This window comes from Vibrio sp. 10N.261.45.E2 (assembly GCF_002875705.1).
Lineage (GTDB): Bacteria > Pseudomonadota > Gammaproteobacteria > Enterobacterales > Vibrionaceae > Vibrio.
Genome location: NZ_MCZZ01000144.1, coordinates 49,079 through 65,674 on the forward strand (window position 1 = coordinate 49,079; position 16,596 = coordinate 65,674).

A 16,596-nucleotide genomic window follows, 5' to 3' on the forward strand; every position below is an offset into this window, starting at 1 on the left:
TAGTCAACAGGAAAAGCCCTGCAGCACTAAAAATACCTCTTTTTTGTTGAGAAACGCGATCAAAGTAGCGCAAGCATACCACTTAAAATGTGATAAAAACCGACTAGAATCAATATTTCAGCGAAATGATTGAAATTTACAGAATAACGACGGTTTATATATGATTATTACAACTTAATATTGCAAATTAATAGTTTTAAAAATATGACCAATCTAATTGATTTTAAAGAAAATTTATTGTGTTAATGGTTTGTTGAAATCGTAATTTAGAGTTGCTTGCTATACAAACCTTGGGTGCAAACGTGTGGTTAACTTTAGAGCTTTAACTCTAGTTGGGTTTTGGGTGAGTAAAATTTTTGAGGGTGTTTCCGCTAGGTGTTAACTAGTGGTATGATGAGTAAATTAGAACAGAATAATTAAATTGGATTGAAGTGTAGATGGTCATTAAGGCGAAGAGCCCGGCAGGATTTGCAGAAAAGTATATCATTGAAAGTATTTGGAATGGCCGTTTCCCTCCAGGTTCTATCTTGCCCGCAGAGCGTGAGCTTTCTGAGCTGATTGGTGTTACACGTACTACGCTTCGTGAAGTACTACAACGTCTTGCTCGTGATGGTTGGTTGACAATCCAACACGGCAAACCAACCAAAGTTAACCAGTTTATGGAAACCTCAGGTCTCCATATCCTTGATACGCTAATGACGTTGGACGTTGATAACGCGAGCAAAATGGTAGAAGACTTGCTTGCTGCTCGTACTAATATCAGCCCGATCTTTATGCGTTATGCATTCAAAGCAAACAAAGAAGCTTCAGAACGTACTATTAGTAACGTGATTGAATCTTGTGAAGCGCTACTTGCGGCGCCAACATGGGATGAGTTCTTAGAATCGTCGCCATACGCAGACAAGATCAAACAAGCAGTAAAAGAAGATTCAGAAAAAGATGAAGCGAAACGTCAGACGATCTTAATCGCAAAGACTTTCAACTTCTATGATTACATGCTTTTCCAACGTTTAGCATTCCACTCAGGCAACCAGATTTACGGCCTGATCTTTAACGGTGTACGTAAACTGTATGATCGTATCGGTAGCTACTACTTCTCTAACCCAGAAGCACGACGTTTGGCGATGGACTTTTATAAAGAGTTGTTCATTATTTGTGAAAGTGGTGAGCGCGAAACTTTGCCATTAGTGATTCGTAACTACGGCATCGCAAGTGCACAAGTTTGGAATGAAATGAAAACGACACTGCCAACGAACTTTACTGAAGACGACAGCTAAGCCATAAGGTTTACTACTGTTGTTCCTGTTCAGTCAGTGACGTAAAGAAAACGAAAAAGCGGCGAGATAACTCAATTATCTCGCCGCTTTTTATTTATCTATCGTTGCTAGAAAATTACTTTTGGGTCAGTTACTTACCTATGACGAGTAATTTATGTAGGAGTAACAACTTAACCTGCGAATTCTTCTGAGTCTGGACGGTTGGTAAATTGCACACCGTTTAGAAAATCGCAAAGCAGTTGGTCTTCACATACTTTGTAGTTTTTGTTTTCTGGCTTGCGGAAGTAAGCGCCGATTTCGTATTTACTTAGGCTAATACCAACCACTTCTAGTACGTCTAAAACATCTTCTGCTTTCATGTTTAATGCGATACGAAGCTTCATGAAAATCATGTTGTTAGTGAGTGCAACTTCAGGTTTAGGTTGCTCGCCTTCTTTTTTACCACGCTTCAGGTTGATAAAACCATTTAGGAATACCGCTAGCTCTTTGTCTTTCATCTTTGAGCATGACTTATCGTTGTCTGGTTTTAGCCAGTTAATTACTTGGTCGTGAGCAACGGTCACATCAGCTTGTTCGATAGCTTTGATGATTTGTGCATTTTTAAGGTTTAGTGCGTGTTGAATACGACGCAAGATTTCGTTGTTAGTCACTGGAGATTCCTAAAAAGGGTTTTAGAGTAAAGAGGTGCTGGTTAGCCTATTATCGTTGACGAGCCAATGTCTACTCTACAAAGCATAGTTGACGGCGACTCTAACAGAGAACGCTGATTTTCGGTAGATATAAAAAATCCCCAATGCTGATTAACTCTTCCAAGTTAAAAACGCATTAGGGATTTAGCTATGAATGTTTTATCTGACAGAGGTCAGAATTACATTACACGCATACCTGGTTGAGCACCTTCGTGTGGCTCAAGGATCCATAGGTCGCTGCCGCCAGGGCCCGCTGCTAGGATCATGCCTTCAGACATACCAAATTTCATCTTACGAGGTTTTAGGTTTGCAACCATAACAGTTAGCTTGCCTTCTAGCTCTTCAGGTTTGTATGCTGACTTGATGCCAGAGAATACTTGGCGCGTTTCACCACCGATGTCCAATTGGAACTTCAGTAGTTTGTTCGCTTTTGGTACTTCTTCACAAGAGATGATACGAGCAATGCGCATATCGACTGCAGCAAAGGCATCGAATTCAATCTCATCTGCGATTGGTTCTTTGTCTAGCTCAGTTTGGCTTGCTTGCTCTTTCTCAGCATCTGCTTTTTCTTTGGCTGCTGCTTCAGCCGCCGCATCTTCTTTAGAAGACTCGATCATCGCTTCCACTTTCTTAGGATCAATACGGCTAAATAGCGCTTTGAACTTAGTGATTTCGTGATCAGTTAGCGGTGTAGACACACCTTCCCACGTTAGCTCTTCGTTTAGGAAAGCTTCAGTGCGAGCCGCAAGCTCAGGCATTACTGGTTTCAGGTAAGCCATCAGTACGCGGAATAGGTTAATACCTACAGAAGAAACTTCTTGAAGCTCTTTCTCTTTACCTTCTTTTTTTGCAAGAACCCAAGGTGCTTTTTCATCGATGTACTGGTTAGCTTTGTCTGCTAGTGCCGTAATTTCGCGGATAGCGCGGCTGAACTCACGAGTTTCGTATAGCTCACCGATACGCTCAGCAGCAGCAACAAATTCGTTGTAAAGTTCTGGTTCTGCAAATTCAGCAGCAAGCTTGCCTTCAAAACGTTTAGTGATGAAGCCAGCGTTACGAGAAGCTAGGTTTACAATTTTGTTTACTACATCAGCGTTTACACGTTGAGTAAAGTCTTCAAGGTTAAGGTCTAAATCATCGATACGGCTGTTTAGCTTAGCAGCGTAGTAGTAACGTAGACACTCAGGGTCTAGGTGGTTCAGGTACGTGCTTGCTTTGATGAATGTGCCTTTCGACTTAGACATCTTCGCGCCGTTCACAGTTACGTAACCGTGTACAAATACGTTGTTTGGCTTACGGAAACCCGCGCCGTCTAGCATTGCTGGCCAGAATAGGCTGTGGAAGTAAACGATGTCTTTACCGATGAAGTGGTAAAGTTCAGCTGTGCTGTCTTTCTTCCAGTATTCATCGAAGTTAAGATCGTCACGTTTGTTACATAGGTTCTTGAAAGAAGCCATGTAGCCAACAGGTGCATCTAGCCATACGTAGAAGAATTTGTCTTTTTCGCCTGGGATTTCGAAGCCGAAGTAAGGCGCGTCACGTGAGATATCCCACTGTTGTAGGCCAGATTCGAACCATTCCTGCATTTTGTTTGCAGTTTCGTTCTGTAGAGAACCAGAACGAGTCCACTCTTTCAGCATGCTTTCGAACTGAGGTAGGTCGAAGAAGAAGTGCTCAGAGTCTTTCATTACTGGTGTTGCGCCAGAAACCGCTGATTTAGGGTTAATCAGTTCAGTTGGGCTGTATGTCTCACCACAGTTATCACAGTTATCACCATATTGGTCTTCTGACTTACACTTAGGGCAAGTACCTTTTACGAAGCGGTCTGGTAGGAACATCTCTTTCTCAGGGTCGAAAAGCTGAGAAATAGTACGGCTAGAAATGAAGCCGTTCTTTTTAAGTTCTAGGTAGATGTGAGAAGCCAGTTCACGGTTCTCTTCGCTGTGTGTGCTGTGGTAGTTATCAAAGCTGATATCAAAGCCAGCGAAGTCTTTTTGGTGCTCTTCACTAACAGCAGCGATCATCTCTTCTGGCGTGATACCCATCTGTTGAGCTTTAAGCATAATTGGCGTGCCGTGAGCATCGTCAGCACAGATGAAGTTTACAGTGTTGCCACGTAGACGCTGGTATCGAACCCAGATATCAGCTTGGATATGCTCAAGCATATGGCCAAGGTGAATAGAGCCGTTAGCGTACGGAAGCGCACAAGTTACCAAAAGTTGTCTTGGATCAGTTGCCATACTTAATAATTCGCTTTTTTGATAGGTATAAATTTGAGAAGTAATACTACTTTATAACGTGTGATACGCCAAGGTATCAGACAAAGGATTCCCCTAGTTTTTTAGGGGTTCAGTCTTCATCTCGTGGGTGATAGCATAAATAAAAAAAGGAGCCCCAATGCGTAACTTTACTTCGAAGCAAGATTTCTGTTCATGGTTGAATGAGTTCGAGTCACCAATCCTCATCCCAGAGTGGGCGCTACACCAAAATATTGTCTCTGTTGATCCGCGTGGATCGTTTGTGATTACCTTGCCTTTTGCTGCCAATCAGCTTGCTGTTGATCTTGAAGGTTGGATTAATGCCCAGATCGAACAAAAGCTCGTGAGTGCTTTCCAATTTGAAGTGAAAGTGAAGCCATCTGCGTTAGAAACCACCGTAGCGACACCATTGAAAGGTGTTAAGAACATCATTGCCGTGACATCAGCAAAGGGTGGGGTGGGTAAATCGACCACTTCAGTCAACCTTGCTTTGGCTTTATCTAAGTCTGGTTCAAAAGTGGGTTTATTGGATGCAGATATCTATGGTCCTTCTGTACCTATGATGCTTGGTCAATTAGATGCGAAACCAGAAGTTCAGAACAATAAGTGGATGATGCCAATCGAAGCGCACGGTATTTTCACTCACTCTATTGGTTACCTTGTATCTAAAGATGATGCTGCAATTTGGCGCGGCCCAATGGCGGCCAAAGCTTTAGGTCAGCTTGTTAACGAAACCGTATGGCCAGAATTGGATTACCTAGTTATCGACATGCCACCGGGCACGGGTGATATTCAGTTAACTCTATCTCAGCAAATCCCAGTAACAGGCGCGGTAGTGGTGACTACTCCTCAAGATTTGGCATTAGCAGACGCACGTAAAGGTGTGGCGATGTTCGATAAGGTGAACGTGCCAGTTGCAGGCTTAGTTGAAAACATGAGCTATCATATTTGTAGTCACTGTGGTGAGAAAGAGCATATCTTTGGCGCTGGTGGTGCAGAAGCGATGTCAGAAGAATTTTACCTCGATATCCTGGCACAGATCCCTCTTCATATTGACGTTCGTGAAGACATCGATGCGGGTTGCCCGACAGTGATTCGTCGACCAGATAGCGAACATACACGTCACTACTTAGAGCTTGCTGAGAACGTGGCTGCGAAAATGTTCTGGACGGGTAAAGCAAGGCCGGAAGCGATTAACTTCTCTATGGTTGAATAGTGCAAGTTAATCATAAAGTCGTTCAAATATTGTTTGGATTAGATAAACAGCGGTGGATTTAAGCCAATATCCATTGGGCTTGTGCAAATAGTTGTAGACAAGTTATTTGAAAGCAAACGATTGTCTTAAGTAAATGTATTGAGTTCATCAATTTGACTGCAATTAGCTAAAATGGCGACTAGAATCTATGTGCTTTAGCCCCTATAATCAGGCGGTTTATCTATTCCCACCACCAAACCATATCGGGTGCAAAATAATGTCTGATAATAATCAATGTGTCATCGTAGGTATCGCTGGCGCTTCAGCTTCAGGAAAAAGTCTGATTGCTAGTACGATTTATAATGAGCTGCGCGAAAAAGTAGGCGACCATCAAATTGGTGTTATCACGGAAGATTGCTATTACAGCGACCAAAGCCACTTGAGTATGGAAGAGCGAGTTAAAACTAACTACGATCACCCAAATGCACTAGATCATGACCTTTTATGTGAACATCTACAGCAGCTAATGAGTGGCAATGCCGTAGAAGTTCCTGAATACAGCTACACAGAGCACACGCGTACTTCTGAAACGACTACACTTACTCCTAAGAAAGTGATCATTTTAGAAGGTATTCTGCTTCTTACAGACCCACGTCTTCGTAAACTAATGCACGCAAGTGTATTTATGGATACACCGTTAGATATCTGTCTATTACGTCGTGTTAAGCGTGATGTGGAAGAGCGTGGTCGTACAATGGACACAGTACTTAAGCAATACCAAGAAACTGTGCGCCCAATGTTCATGCAGTTTATCGAGCCTTCAAAACAACACGCAGACATCATCGTTCCTCGTGGTGGTAAAAACCGTATTGCGATTGATGTGCTAAAAGCGCACATTGCGAAGTTGTTGAAGTCTTAATCGAATAAAAATTTGCCTAAGTGACTCACTTAGCTTTATTTTTTACCGAATCAGTGGCACTTTTATAGTGCCACTTTCTTTTGGAATCTAAGCAAGGAATATGCGGATGAAGAAACTACTCATTTTCATAGCTGTACCAGTGTTTGTTGTCGTTGCAGCAATTCTGGCACTAGTGCTGTTAGTGAACCCTAACCAATTTAAGCCATTAATTGTCGAACAAGCCCAAAAACACACAGGCCTAGAGCTCGTGATCGAGGGTGATATCAGTTGGCAATTCTTCCCATCTATTGGCTTCGAACTTGGTCAAACTGAATTACGTAACCCTGAAGGATTCACCCAACCAAACCTGTTTAAGGTTGATACCGTTGGCGTTGATGTTTCGGTTACTCCGCTATTTAGCAACCAACTAGAGATTGGCAACATCACTCTAGACGGTGCAGAATTCTATTTAGAAACGCTTAAAGATGGTCGCAAGAACATTGATGCACTAACGCAAGCGTCTGTGCCTCAAGAATCTGAGCCTGTAGCAGATACAAATGCTGAATCTACACCTGCATCTCAAGAACAAAGCGCAACTGAAGCATCTGGTTGGACGATCAACCTTGCAGGCGTAACTGTTTCAAATGCATTGTTTGAGATGGACGACAAGCAAGCGGGTTCATTCACTAAGCTATACGATGTGTCTTTGAACCTTTCTGAGTTTGCTGTTGATACATGGACAACTGCGACGTTTGCCGCTTCTGGTGAAAACAACCAACAGAAATTTTCTGCAAACGGCAGTGCTGAATTCAAATTAGCGGAAGGCTTCGCAAGCTACGCATTACGAAATATTGACCTTAATGCGAAGTTCAATGATCCAGCTACGTCGATTGAGTCAGCGAAGATTGGCTTGAATACGTTTGAGTTCGATAAGGTTAACCTACTGACTTACGCTGTGATTGGTAAAGCTGCTGGTCTTGACCTTGATCTTAAAGGTAGTGGTGAACTAACAGTCGATAGCGCGATTTCAAAAGTAACATTGAACAAGCTAACGTTAGACTCAACATTCAAAGGCGACACGCTTCCTCAGTCACCAATGAAAGTGGATATGTTGTCTGACCTAAGCTTTGATCTAACTAAGAACCACTTGAGCTTTGTGTTAGAGAAGCTGCAAGCTAACTCTATCGCGTTAGATGGTAAAGCCGACGTAACGTTATCTGAAATACCAAAGGTTCGTTTTTCTCTTCATAGCCCGAATATCGATTTAGACGAGTTCTTAGGTTTAGGTAATACCACCGAAACAGCGAGCACAGCGCCTTCTGGTTCTGCTGGTGGCTCAACGTCAAATTCTGGCAGCTCAGCGCCAGCGAAAGAAGTCGAACCTGATCTATCAGCATTGAAAACGTTGGACGTGAAAGGTGACATCACGATTGATAAGTTCAAGGCGAACAACGCGAAGATGCAGAATGTTAAAACAGCATTCTCGGTAAATCGCGGTGTCGCAGAGCTAACTTCATTCACATCGAATCTTTACCAAGGCTCTATTTCTGCTACTGCTAAGCTAGATGCTCGTAAAACACCGGCAACTTACACGGCTAAGAAGAAAATCAAAGGCGTTAAAGTGCAACCGTTACTGGTTGATGTTGCGAACAACGATATGCTGGAAGGTACGGGTAATATCGATGTTAACGTGAAAGGCAAGAGCTTAACTCCGACAGGAATTAAGAAAAACTTGGTTGGTACTATCGCGATTAACTTTGAAGATGGTGCGGTTAACGGCATCAACGTAGCTCAACTGATTCGAGAAAACTACGCTAAGATCAAAGGCGAGAAAATCGAGAGCAAAGACGAGGCGCAAAAGACTGATTTCAGTGCAATGAAAGCGACACTGAAAGTGGATAAAGGTTGGGTTTCAACCAACGACTTATCGGCACAGTCGCCACTGTTACGCGTGACGGGTCAAGGTAAAGCAAACTTCATCAATGAAACGGTCGACTTCCTTGTTCGTACATCAATTGTGGGTTCGCTTGAAGGTCAGGGCGGTAAGAGCATTGACGACCTGAAAGATGTGACTATCCCAATTAAGGTAACTGGCCAATGGGCTGACCCGAAATTCGCACTTGTTTTTGATGATGTGTTGAAACAGAAAGCACAGAAAGAAATTGACCGTGGTTTAGAAAAGCTAGACGAAAAGTACGGTGACAAGATCAAAGATGAGAAAACAAGAGACGCTGTAAACGGCTTACTAAAAGGTCTGTTTAACTAATCTCCAGCTCATTTAAAACGAATAAAGCGCTATTCCTGCTGTAGGAATGGCGCTTTTGTTTGGGAGCTGATTATTTTCCGGGCTCAGTAAGCAAAGAGATTCCCTATGAGACTCGTTCCTCGTTCTAGGGACGATCGGTGCTCGTCCTTTATTTAGGGGAGTAACACTGACGAGTCGTCATCCTTGAGAGGGAAGAATGACCGAGTCAGGGATCTCTGGTTGAAGACTGTTACCAATCAACGCCTTGCAGAGCTTTAACACCAGATTCGAAAGCGTGCTTCACGTTACGAACCTCAGACACGGTATCGGCCATATCCGTTAAAGTGCGGTGTGCTCCACGGCCAGTAATGATTACAGACTGCATCTTAGGGCGGTTATTCAAAGCTTCTACCACTTCATCAAGTTCAATGTAGCCGTAACTCACCATGTAAGTCAGTTCATCAAACAGAATCACATCAATCGACTCATCGGCTAGCATGCGCTGACACTCTTTCCACACGTGCTGTGCGGCTTCGATGTCTTGAGCCTTGTTTTGAGTTTCCCAAGTAAAGCCTGTACCCATGACTTGGAACTCTACATCGAGCTTTTGAAGAACGTTCTTTTCGCCGTTATCCCAAGTTCCTTTTACAAACTGAGCAACGGCACACTTCTTACCATGGCCGACTGCACGTGTAATCGTACCAAAACCGGATGTCGATTTTCCTTTACCGTTACCAGTGATGACCAGCAGTAGGCCTTTTACTTCTTGTGCTGCAGCGACACGAGCATCGACTTGTTCTTTTACTTTCTGTTGTCTTGCTTTGTGGCGTTGTTCTTTGTTGTCTTCAGTCGACATAACAAATCCTTTTAAGTTGTGATTGCGCCTATCATAGCCTAACTTAACGATAGCAAAAACCATCGGAAGAACAGGTGATTAGGGATGAAAAAGATACTCGTGGTTTGTATGGGGAATATTTGTCGCTCGCCAACAGGTGAAGCGGTACTAAGAAAGAATGCCAAAGAGTTGGATATTGACGTTGTGGTTGATTCTGCGGGCACGATTGGCTTCCATCAAGGAAACCCTCCGGATTCACGCTCAAAGGCGGCAGGCGAGAAGCGAGGCTATAGTTTCAAGGGGATTACCTCTCGTAAAGTGGTCGCGAATGACTTCGAAGAATTTGACCTGATACTCGCTGCAGATAGGGCGAATTTAGATGACTTAATGAGTCAGTGCCCAACTCACCTGCAATACAAGCTCGCGTTATTTTTAAGCTTTGGAGAGTCACAGTACCAAGAAATTCCCGATCCGTATTATGGTGACGGAAATGGCTTTGAGTTGGTGTTGGACTTAATCGAAGAGTCTAGCGAAGCGATACTGCGTTCAATGTAGTGTAGGAACAATGTTCATCGTTTGGTGAGCAGCGCAAGGGCTTATAGATGATAGGTAGAAAAAAGGCCGACATTGAATGTCGGCCTTTCTAAATCTAACTTAAAGCTGCAGCTAAGATTACTTAGACATTACTTTGTAGATTGGGTCTTCTGCAACGTTCGCTTCAACTAAGCTACCTGCTTTGTGCAGCATAGCAACACAGTCTTGGCTTAGGTGGCGAAGGTGAAGTGTTTTACCTAGTGCCGCGTAACGATCAGCAATCGTATCGATCGCTTCAATTGCAGAGTGGTCGGTAACGCGTGAGTTTGCGAAATCAACGATAACATCTTGTGGATCGTTGTATGCGTCAAACAGCTCTAGGAAGTTAGCCGTTGAACCAAAGAAGATTGGGCCGTTAACTTTATACTCTTTAGAGCCTTCAGCGTTTACTGACGTATCTGCGTAGATATGTTTAGCATGTTGCCAAGCGAACATTAGCGCTGAAGCCACAACACCAACGCCTACTGCTACTGCAAGGTCGGTCAGTACGGTTACTACGGTAACAAGAACAATAACGAAGAAGTCTTGCTTAGGAACACGACGCGCAAGCTTGAAGGTTGCCCATTCAAACGTACCGATAACAACCATGAACATTACGCCAACAAGTGCTGCTAGAGGAATCATTTCAATCAGTGCAGAACCGAACAGGATGAACATCAGTAGTGCAACTGCCGCTACGATACCTGAAAGACGACCACGACCACCAGAGTTTACGTTGATCATCGATTGACCGATCATCGCACAACCGCCCATCGCACCGAATACAGAACATGTTACGTTAGCCATACCTTGACCAACACATTCACGGTTAGATTGTCCACGAGTGTTTGTCATTTCGTCTAGTACTGTCAGTGTCAGCAGAGATTCAATCAGGCCGATAGCCGCAAGGATAATTGCGTAAGGCAGGATGATCTGTAGTGTCTCTAAAGAAAACGGAACAGCAGGAATAGAGAAGGTTGGTAGAGAGCCCGCTAATGTAGCAGCTTCGTCACCAGACATCGTACGTAGGAAATCGACAACAGTGCGAGTTTCAAGGTCAAGACCAACAACCAAAGCCGTTACTGTGACAATAGCAACCAATGAAGATGGTACCGCTGTTGTTAGCTTAGGTAGGAAGTGGATGATAGCCATTGTAAGGGCTACTAGACCTAGCATTAGTGTCATTTGACCGCTTGGTAACCAAGTCAACGCACCTGTTACGTCTGGCGCTTTAAATTGACCAAGTTGAGCTAGGAAGATAACAATGGCCAAACCGTTCACGAAACCAATCATTACAGGGTGTGGAACGATACGGATAAATTTACCTAATTTAAATACACCTGCTGCGATTTGCAGAAGGCCAGCCAGCATAACGGCTGCGAATAGGTATTGAACGCCATGGGTTGCCACTAGGCTTACCATTACAACGGCCATTGCGCCAGTTGCACCAGAAATCATGCCTGGACGGCCGCCAAAGATTGAAGTGATAAGACCAACGATGAATGCTGCGTAAAGACCGACCATTGGGTCCACGCCAGCAACAAAGGCGAATGCTACAGCTTCAGGTACCAGAGCTAGGGCTACTGTAAGACCTGAAAGCACGTCATTCTTTACAGAGTGCTTTGAAAATTGTGGGAATTCGAACATGTTTGCTCAGCTATGCTTAAGATGGATTTACCGACACGGGTGTATTGCGTAGCCAAACAGTGATGGAAAAGAGCGGCAATAGCGAAGTGTCGAAAAGATAAGTGCGCGAATGCTACCCAAAAATGTGATTAAGTTCAAGGTTGAACCTAACTTTGAGTAATATATCTGTTAATTTTTATTCGATTAGTAGATATGAAAAAGGCTGCTTTAATAAGCAGCCTTTGATTCTATTTACTAGTGATTATCTATCAGTAATCACTAGTAGTTTGGCTTAGTCATCGCCGCGCCAGCTTTGTTCGACGCTGCCTGGCTGCCTGCACCTTTCGATACAAAACGTTCAGTACGGAACGGAGCTGCAATCACTTCAATCTCTTTGATCCCTTGAGGACCAGGAGCTTTAGTCATTGGTGAACTTGCTTGCTTCTTAGCAACTGCTGCCTTTGGTGCCGCTTTAGGAGCTTCTGCTTTTACAACAGGTGCTTCTTCAACTTGTGCACTTTCAGCTTTTGGTGCTTCAGCTTCAACAACTGGTGTTGCTTCAACTTGCACAACTTCTTCAACAACAGGCGCTTCAGCTTTTGTCGCTTCTACAATCACTGGAGCTTCAACTTTCGCCGTTTCAACGACTACTGGTGCTTCTTCGACGACTGCAGGAGCTTCAGCTGCCTGAGCTTCAACCTTAGGTTCAGTTGCCACTTCTTTAGCAACAACAGCATCTTCACGACGGATTATAACCTTACCCATAGCAAGCTCTGGACATGCGAAGCCGCCAGCCATTGCTATGTTGCTTTGTGGTGCAGTCTCTAGAGCAACGTTCTGTTCTTGAACAGGTGTTTGAGCTTCAACTGCTACTTGAACTTCAGCCACTTCAGGTTTTGCCTGCTTGTGGTGAGGTTTTGGAATGAAGCGAGGCATCACTTTACCCATAGCCATCTCAGGAGAAGCTACACCACCTTTACGTAGGCGGAATGGGTTAGGGCGACGATCACGACCGCGACGACGACGTTGACCACTTGCACGTAGGTGACGTGGAGAACGACGGTTACGACGTTGTTTCGGCTCTTCCTGTTCAGTTTGCTCTGCATTCGCTTGAGTTGCTTCTACTTGTTCCGCAACTTTTTGCTCTTGAGCGACTGACTGTTCTTTTGCAACTGCTTGCTCTTTTGAAGCGTTATCTTCAGCTTGAGCTTGTTGGTCTTTAACACGAACTTGCTTGTTCAGTTTACGACGCTGACGACGCTCTTTAATCTTAGCTGCTTTCGCTTCAGGTTTAGCCTTAGGCGCTTCCGGTTTACCAGCTTGAGCTTCTGCTGCTAATTGTAGACCTTCTTCAGCTAATTTAGATGGAGCTTGCTCTTCGCGTTGCTTCTGCTCATCACGTGGCTTGTTGCGACGATCTTGCTTAGGCTTACGAGGCTGACGATTTTGCTGTGGAGCTGTTTCTTTTTGCTCTTCAGGCTTCTCATCGCGAGCTGGCTTACGACGGCGCTTGTTGTCACGGTTTTCGTTACGATTATCACCGCGTTCACCACGTTGGTTACGACGACGGTTATCATTACGATCACGGCGTTGACGGTTGCCGTTGTTGCGATTGTTTTTAGGCTTATCTTCTTCTTTCTTCGCTTCTTCTTTTTTCTCTTCTTGAGTTGAAGAGCCAAATAAGAAGCTACCGATAGCTTTGAAGAAACGACCAATTAGGCCTGGTTCTTGAGTCGCTGCTGGTTCAGCTTTCTTCTCTTCTACAGCTTTAGGTGCTGGAGCTGGAGTCGGTGCTGATTGAGCAGGAGCTGCAAAGCCTTTTAGAGCAGGTTCTTCGATCTTCTTAGGGCGAATAGCCTGTTCAGCTGGCTCTTTGCTTTCCGCTTCTTTTAGAGCTTCTAGCTTGTTAGGCAGCAAGTAAGACAGCAGATCAAACTCTTCACCTTCACGAACACGGATAACCTCAAAATGTGGCGTTTCCATGTCTGAGTTAGGAACAACAGTGATCTTAACTTCTTGGTTCTTCTCGATGTGGTTTACTGATCGACGTTTTTCGTTCAGAAGGTAAGAAGCAATTGGAACAGGCACAACAGCAAGTACTTGTGCTGTGTTGTCTTTTAGAGCTTCTTCTTCGATCAAACGTAGAACAGAAAGTGCTAGAGATTCGTTATCACGAACAACACCAGTACCTGTACAACGAGGACAAATGTGGTGGCTTGCTTCTGCTAGTGATGGGCTCAAACGTTGACGAGACATCTCTAGAAGACCGAAGCGAGAGATACGACCAATCTGAACACGTGCTCGGTCTAAACGAACGGCATCACGTAGACGGCTTTCTACTTCGCGTTGGTGGCGAACCGGAGTCATATCGATAAAGTCGATTACAACCAGACCACCTAGGTCACGTAGACGTAATTGACGTGCAATTTCATCGGCAGCTTCTAGGTTAGTGTTAAGTGCTGTTTCTTCAATATCGCCGCCCTTTGTTGCACGAGCAGAGTTGATATCGATAGAAGTCAGTGCTTCTGTTGGATCGATTACGATAGAACCACCAGATGGAAGACGAACTTCACGTTGGAAAGCGGATTCGATCTGGCTTTCAATCTGGTAGTGGCTGAATAGTGGTACTTCACCATCGTATTTCTTAACGCGATTCATGAAATCTGGGCGTATTAATTGAATGTGCGCTTGTGCACGTTCAAAAATAGTATTGCTGTCGATTAGAATCTCGCCAATATCACGACGTAGGTAGTCACGAATCGCACGAACGATAACGTTACTCTCTTGGTGAATTAGGAAAGGAGCTGCATTTGAATCAGAAGCTTGCTTGATAGCGCCCCAGTGATTCAATAGAACGTTCAAGTCCCACTCTAGCTCTTCTGCACTTTTGCCAACGCCTGCTGTACGCACGATTAAACCCATGCCTTGAGGAAGCTCAAGAGTGCTTAATGCTGCTTTCAGTTGAGTGCGTTCATCACCTTCGATACGACGAGATATACCGCCAGCACGAGGGTTGTTAGGCATAAGAACTAAGTAACTACCCGCCAAAGAGATGAAAGTTGTCAGTGCAGCACCTTTGCTACCACGTTCTTCTTTCTCTACTTGTACGATTACTTCTTGGCCTTCTTTTAGCACTTCTTTAATGCTAGGACGGCCTTGGTATGTATAACCTTCAGGGAAGTATTCGCGGGCAATTTCTTTAAGAGGGAGGAAACCGTGACGTTCTGCGCCGTAATCAACGAATGCCGCTTCTAGGCTTGGTTCAATACGGGTAATACGTCCTTTGTAGATATTCGCTTTCTTTGACTCGTGACCTGGACTTTCGATGTCTAGATCGAACAGTCGTTGGCCATCAACCAAAGCGACACGCAACTCTTCTTTTTGAGTTGCGTTAATTAACATTCTTTTCATTTAGAAATTCTCATTGTCTTTTCTTATTTTCATCATTGTTCTTATCGCTTTATTTCGTTTCTCATGGTGCCAGATCCCATGGCTTTATCGGTGCAGCCTCCCGGCTGGAGAGGGATGCTCTGGGGCACGTCAGTCATCATAGGGAGTTAGCCTATGATCCGCGATGTGGCGGTGAATACTCAACATGAGTGTACGTGAGTAGAGCGATAAGGAACTCAGTTGACCGTGTCTTACGCCGATTGCAGCACTGTCTAATCTGAGTTATCTACTCATTTACTTGCTTATGAATGGTTAGCTGTTTAAATAATAGTCAAACCACTGATAGCAGCTGTGAACTATAGCAGCGGTCGGTAAACACAGCAATCTGCTTTGTCGGAATGCTGTAAAAAAAACAGTTTTTGTTTGGGTTTTGATAGCTCTAACTCACTGTCTATAAATAATTTATCAATTGATATTTTAATTTGCAGGAATCTTGGTGCTTTTTTGTTCGAAGAATCAAAGAAATATAGAACTTCAACGACCATTTAGGGATAGAACGGTAAGGATTAGGGACAAATTAGTTAGCAATAGGGCTAATAAAATCTCAATTATCAAAAGTGACAGTGATACAATAGCGCAATGAGCGAAATTAGAACCCAAGTCCAATTCGTCGACATTGACGAAGATATGGCTGGTCAGCGTATTGATAACTTCTTACGCAACCAATTAAAAAACATCCCGAAAAGCATGATTTATCGAATCGTGCGTAAAGGCGAAGTCCGCGTAAACAAAAAACGCATCAAGGCTGAGTACAAACTAAAAGCTGGCGATTTAGTTCGTATCCCTCCGGTTACTATTGAAGAGAAAACAGAAGAGAACGTGCCAAGCACGAAGCTCAACAAGGTTTCCGAACTAGAACAGTGTATCATTTATGAAGATGATCACATGTTGATTCTAAATAAACCGTCTGGCACTGCTGTTCATGGTGGTAGCGGATTAAAGTTTGGCGCGATTGAAGCATTACGTGCTCTTCGCCCTGATGCTCGTTTTCTTGAGTTAGTACACCGTATCGATAGAGATACGTCCGGCATTTTGCTTGTTGCTAAGAAGCGCTCGGCGTTAAGACACCTTCAAGCACAGTTCCGTGAAAAAACGGTTCAAAAATACTATTTTGCTTTAGTTATGGGCGAATGGAAAAACAGCTGTAAAGTCGTCAACGCGCCTTTGTTGAAAAATGAAGTTAATAGCATCGTGCGAGTTAACCCGAATGGTAAAGCTTCTGAGACCCGCTTTAAGGTTTTAGAGAAATTCAAAGAGGCGACGCTAGTTCAAGCGAGTCCAATTACGGGGCGTACACACCAAATCCGTGTGCACACTCAATATACTGGCCACTCAATTGCTTGGGATGACCGTTACGGTGATCGTCGTTTTGACGCGTACACCGGCAAGGTTGGTCTTGATCGTCTGTTCCTACATGCTGCAAACATCAAGTTCACACACCCAGGTAGTGAAGAGAAGATGGATATCTCGGCACCAATGGAAAGAAGGCTAGAAAAAGCCTTAACTGGTTTACGCAAGCTTTAATTTCTAAAGATACGAGATACGAGATA

The 16,596-nt window shown here is 43.9% G+C and carries 11 protein-coding genes; 6 read left to right on the forward strand and 5 right to left on the reverse strand.

Annotated features, from left to right (window positions below; translation table 11 throughout):
• Window positions 1-437 precede the first annotated feature (437 nt).
• Complete coding sequence (gene fadR / locus BCT34_RS18415) at window positions 438-1,277, forward strand: fatty acid metabolism transcriptional regulator FadR (RefSeq protein ID WP_017062161.1); 840 nt, start codon at window positions 438-440, stop codon at window positions 1,275-1,277.
• Window positions 1,278-1,447: 170 nt separating this feature from the next.
• Here the strand turns inward: fadR and BCT34_RS18420 are convergent, their stop codons facing one another.
• Together BCT34_RS18420 and metG are read right to left on the reverse strand one after the other, a co-directional pair.
• On the reverse strand, window positions 1,448-1,927 hold the full coding sequence (locus tag BCT34_RS18420; RefSeq protein WP_076656956.1) for a DUF1456 family protein: 480 nt from the start codon (window positions 1,925-1,927) through the stop codon (window positions 1,448-1,450).
• A gap of 218 nt (window positions 1,928-2,145) precedes the next feature.
• Window positions 2,146-4,206: a methionine--tRNA ligase gene (metG, locus tag BCT34_RS18425; RefSeq protein ID WP_076656957.1), complete on the reverse strand. Its 2,061-nt coding sequence runs from the start codon at window positions 4,204-4,206 to the stop codon at window positions 2,146-2,148.
• Between the two features lie 157 nt (window positions 4,207-4,363).
• On the opposite strand from metG, the gene apbC reads away from it, so the two are divergent.
• The 3 genes from apbC (at window position 4,364) to BCT34_RS18440 (ending at window position 8,583) form a co-directional block, all read left to right on the forward strand.
• Window positions 4,364-5,440, forward strand: coding sequence for an iron-sulfur cluster carrier protein ApbC (apbC, locus tag BCT34_RS18430; RefSeq protein WP_076656958.1), 1,077 nt, complete (start codon window positions 4,364-4,366; stop codon window positions 5,438-5,440).
• Between the two features lie 256 nt (window positions 5,441-5,696).
• Window positions 5,697-6,338: a uridine kinase gene (udk, locus tag BCT34_RS18435; protein WP_004734002.1), complete on the forward strand. Its 642-nt coding sequence runs from the start codon at window positions 5,697-5,699 to the stop codon at window positions 6,336-6,338.
• Between the two features lie 106 nt (window positions 6,339-6,444).
• A complete protein-coding gene (locus tag BCT34_RS18440; protein WP_076656959.1) occupies window positions 6,445-8,583 on the forward strand; it encodes an AsmA family protein in 2,139 nt (712 codons plus the stop codon).
• Between the two features lie 229 nt (window positions 8,584-8,812).
• On the opposite strand, the gene cobO is transcribed toward BCT34_RS18440, so the two are convergent.
• The gene (gene cobO / locus BCT34_RS18445; RefSeq protein WP_076656960.1) at window positions 8,813-9,418 is read right to left on the reverse strand and encodes a cob(I)yrinic acid a,c-diamide adenosyltransferase; all 606 of its coding nucleotides are present in this window, start codon (window positions 9,416-9,418) and stop codon (window positions 8,813-8,815) included.
• Between the two features lie 84 nt (window positions 9,419-9,502).
• Here cobO and BCT34_RS18450 point away from each other — a divergent pair, with 84 nt between their 5' ends.
• Window positions 9,503-9,952: a low molecular weight protein-tyrosine-phosphatase gene (locus tag BCT34_RS18450; RefSeq protein WP_076656961.1), complete on the forward strand. Its 450-nt coding sequence runs from the start codon at window positions 9,503-9,505 to the stop codon at window positions 9,950-9,952.
• A 117-nt stretch (window positions 9,953-10,069) separates the two neighbouring features.
• Here BCT34_RS18450 and BCT34_RS18455 read toward each other — a convergent pair whose 3' ends face one another.
• Complete coding sequence (locus tag BCT34_RS18455) at window positions 10,070-11,617, reverse strand: SulP family inorganic anion transporter (RefSeq protein WP_076656962.1); 1,548 nt, start codon at window positions 11,615-11,617, stop codon at window positions 10,070-10,072.
• Window positions 11,618-11,875: 258 nt separating this feature from the next.
• Window positions 11,876-15,007 carry a ribonuclease E gene (gene rne, locus BCT34_RS18460; protein WP_076656963.1) on the reverse strand — a complete coding sequence of 1,044 codons (3,132 nt, stop codon included), beginning with the start codon at window positions 15,005-15,007 and terminating at the stop codon, window positions 11,876-11,878.
• A 618-nt stretch (window positions 15,008-15,625) separates the two neighbouring features.
• Between rne and rluC the strand changes: the two genes are divergently transcribed.
• Complete coding sequence (gene rluC, locus BCT34_RS18465; protein WP_076656964.1) at window positions 15,626-16,570, forward strand: 23S rRNA pseudouridine(955/2504/2580) synthase RluC; 945 nt, start codon at window positions 15,626-15,628, stop codon at window positions 16,568-16,570.
• The last annotated feature ends 26 nt before the right edge of the window (window positions 16,571-16,596 follow it).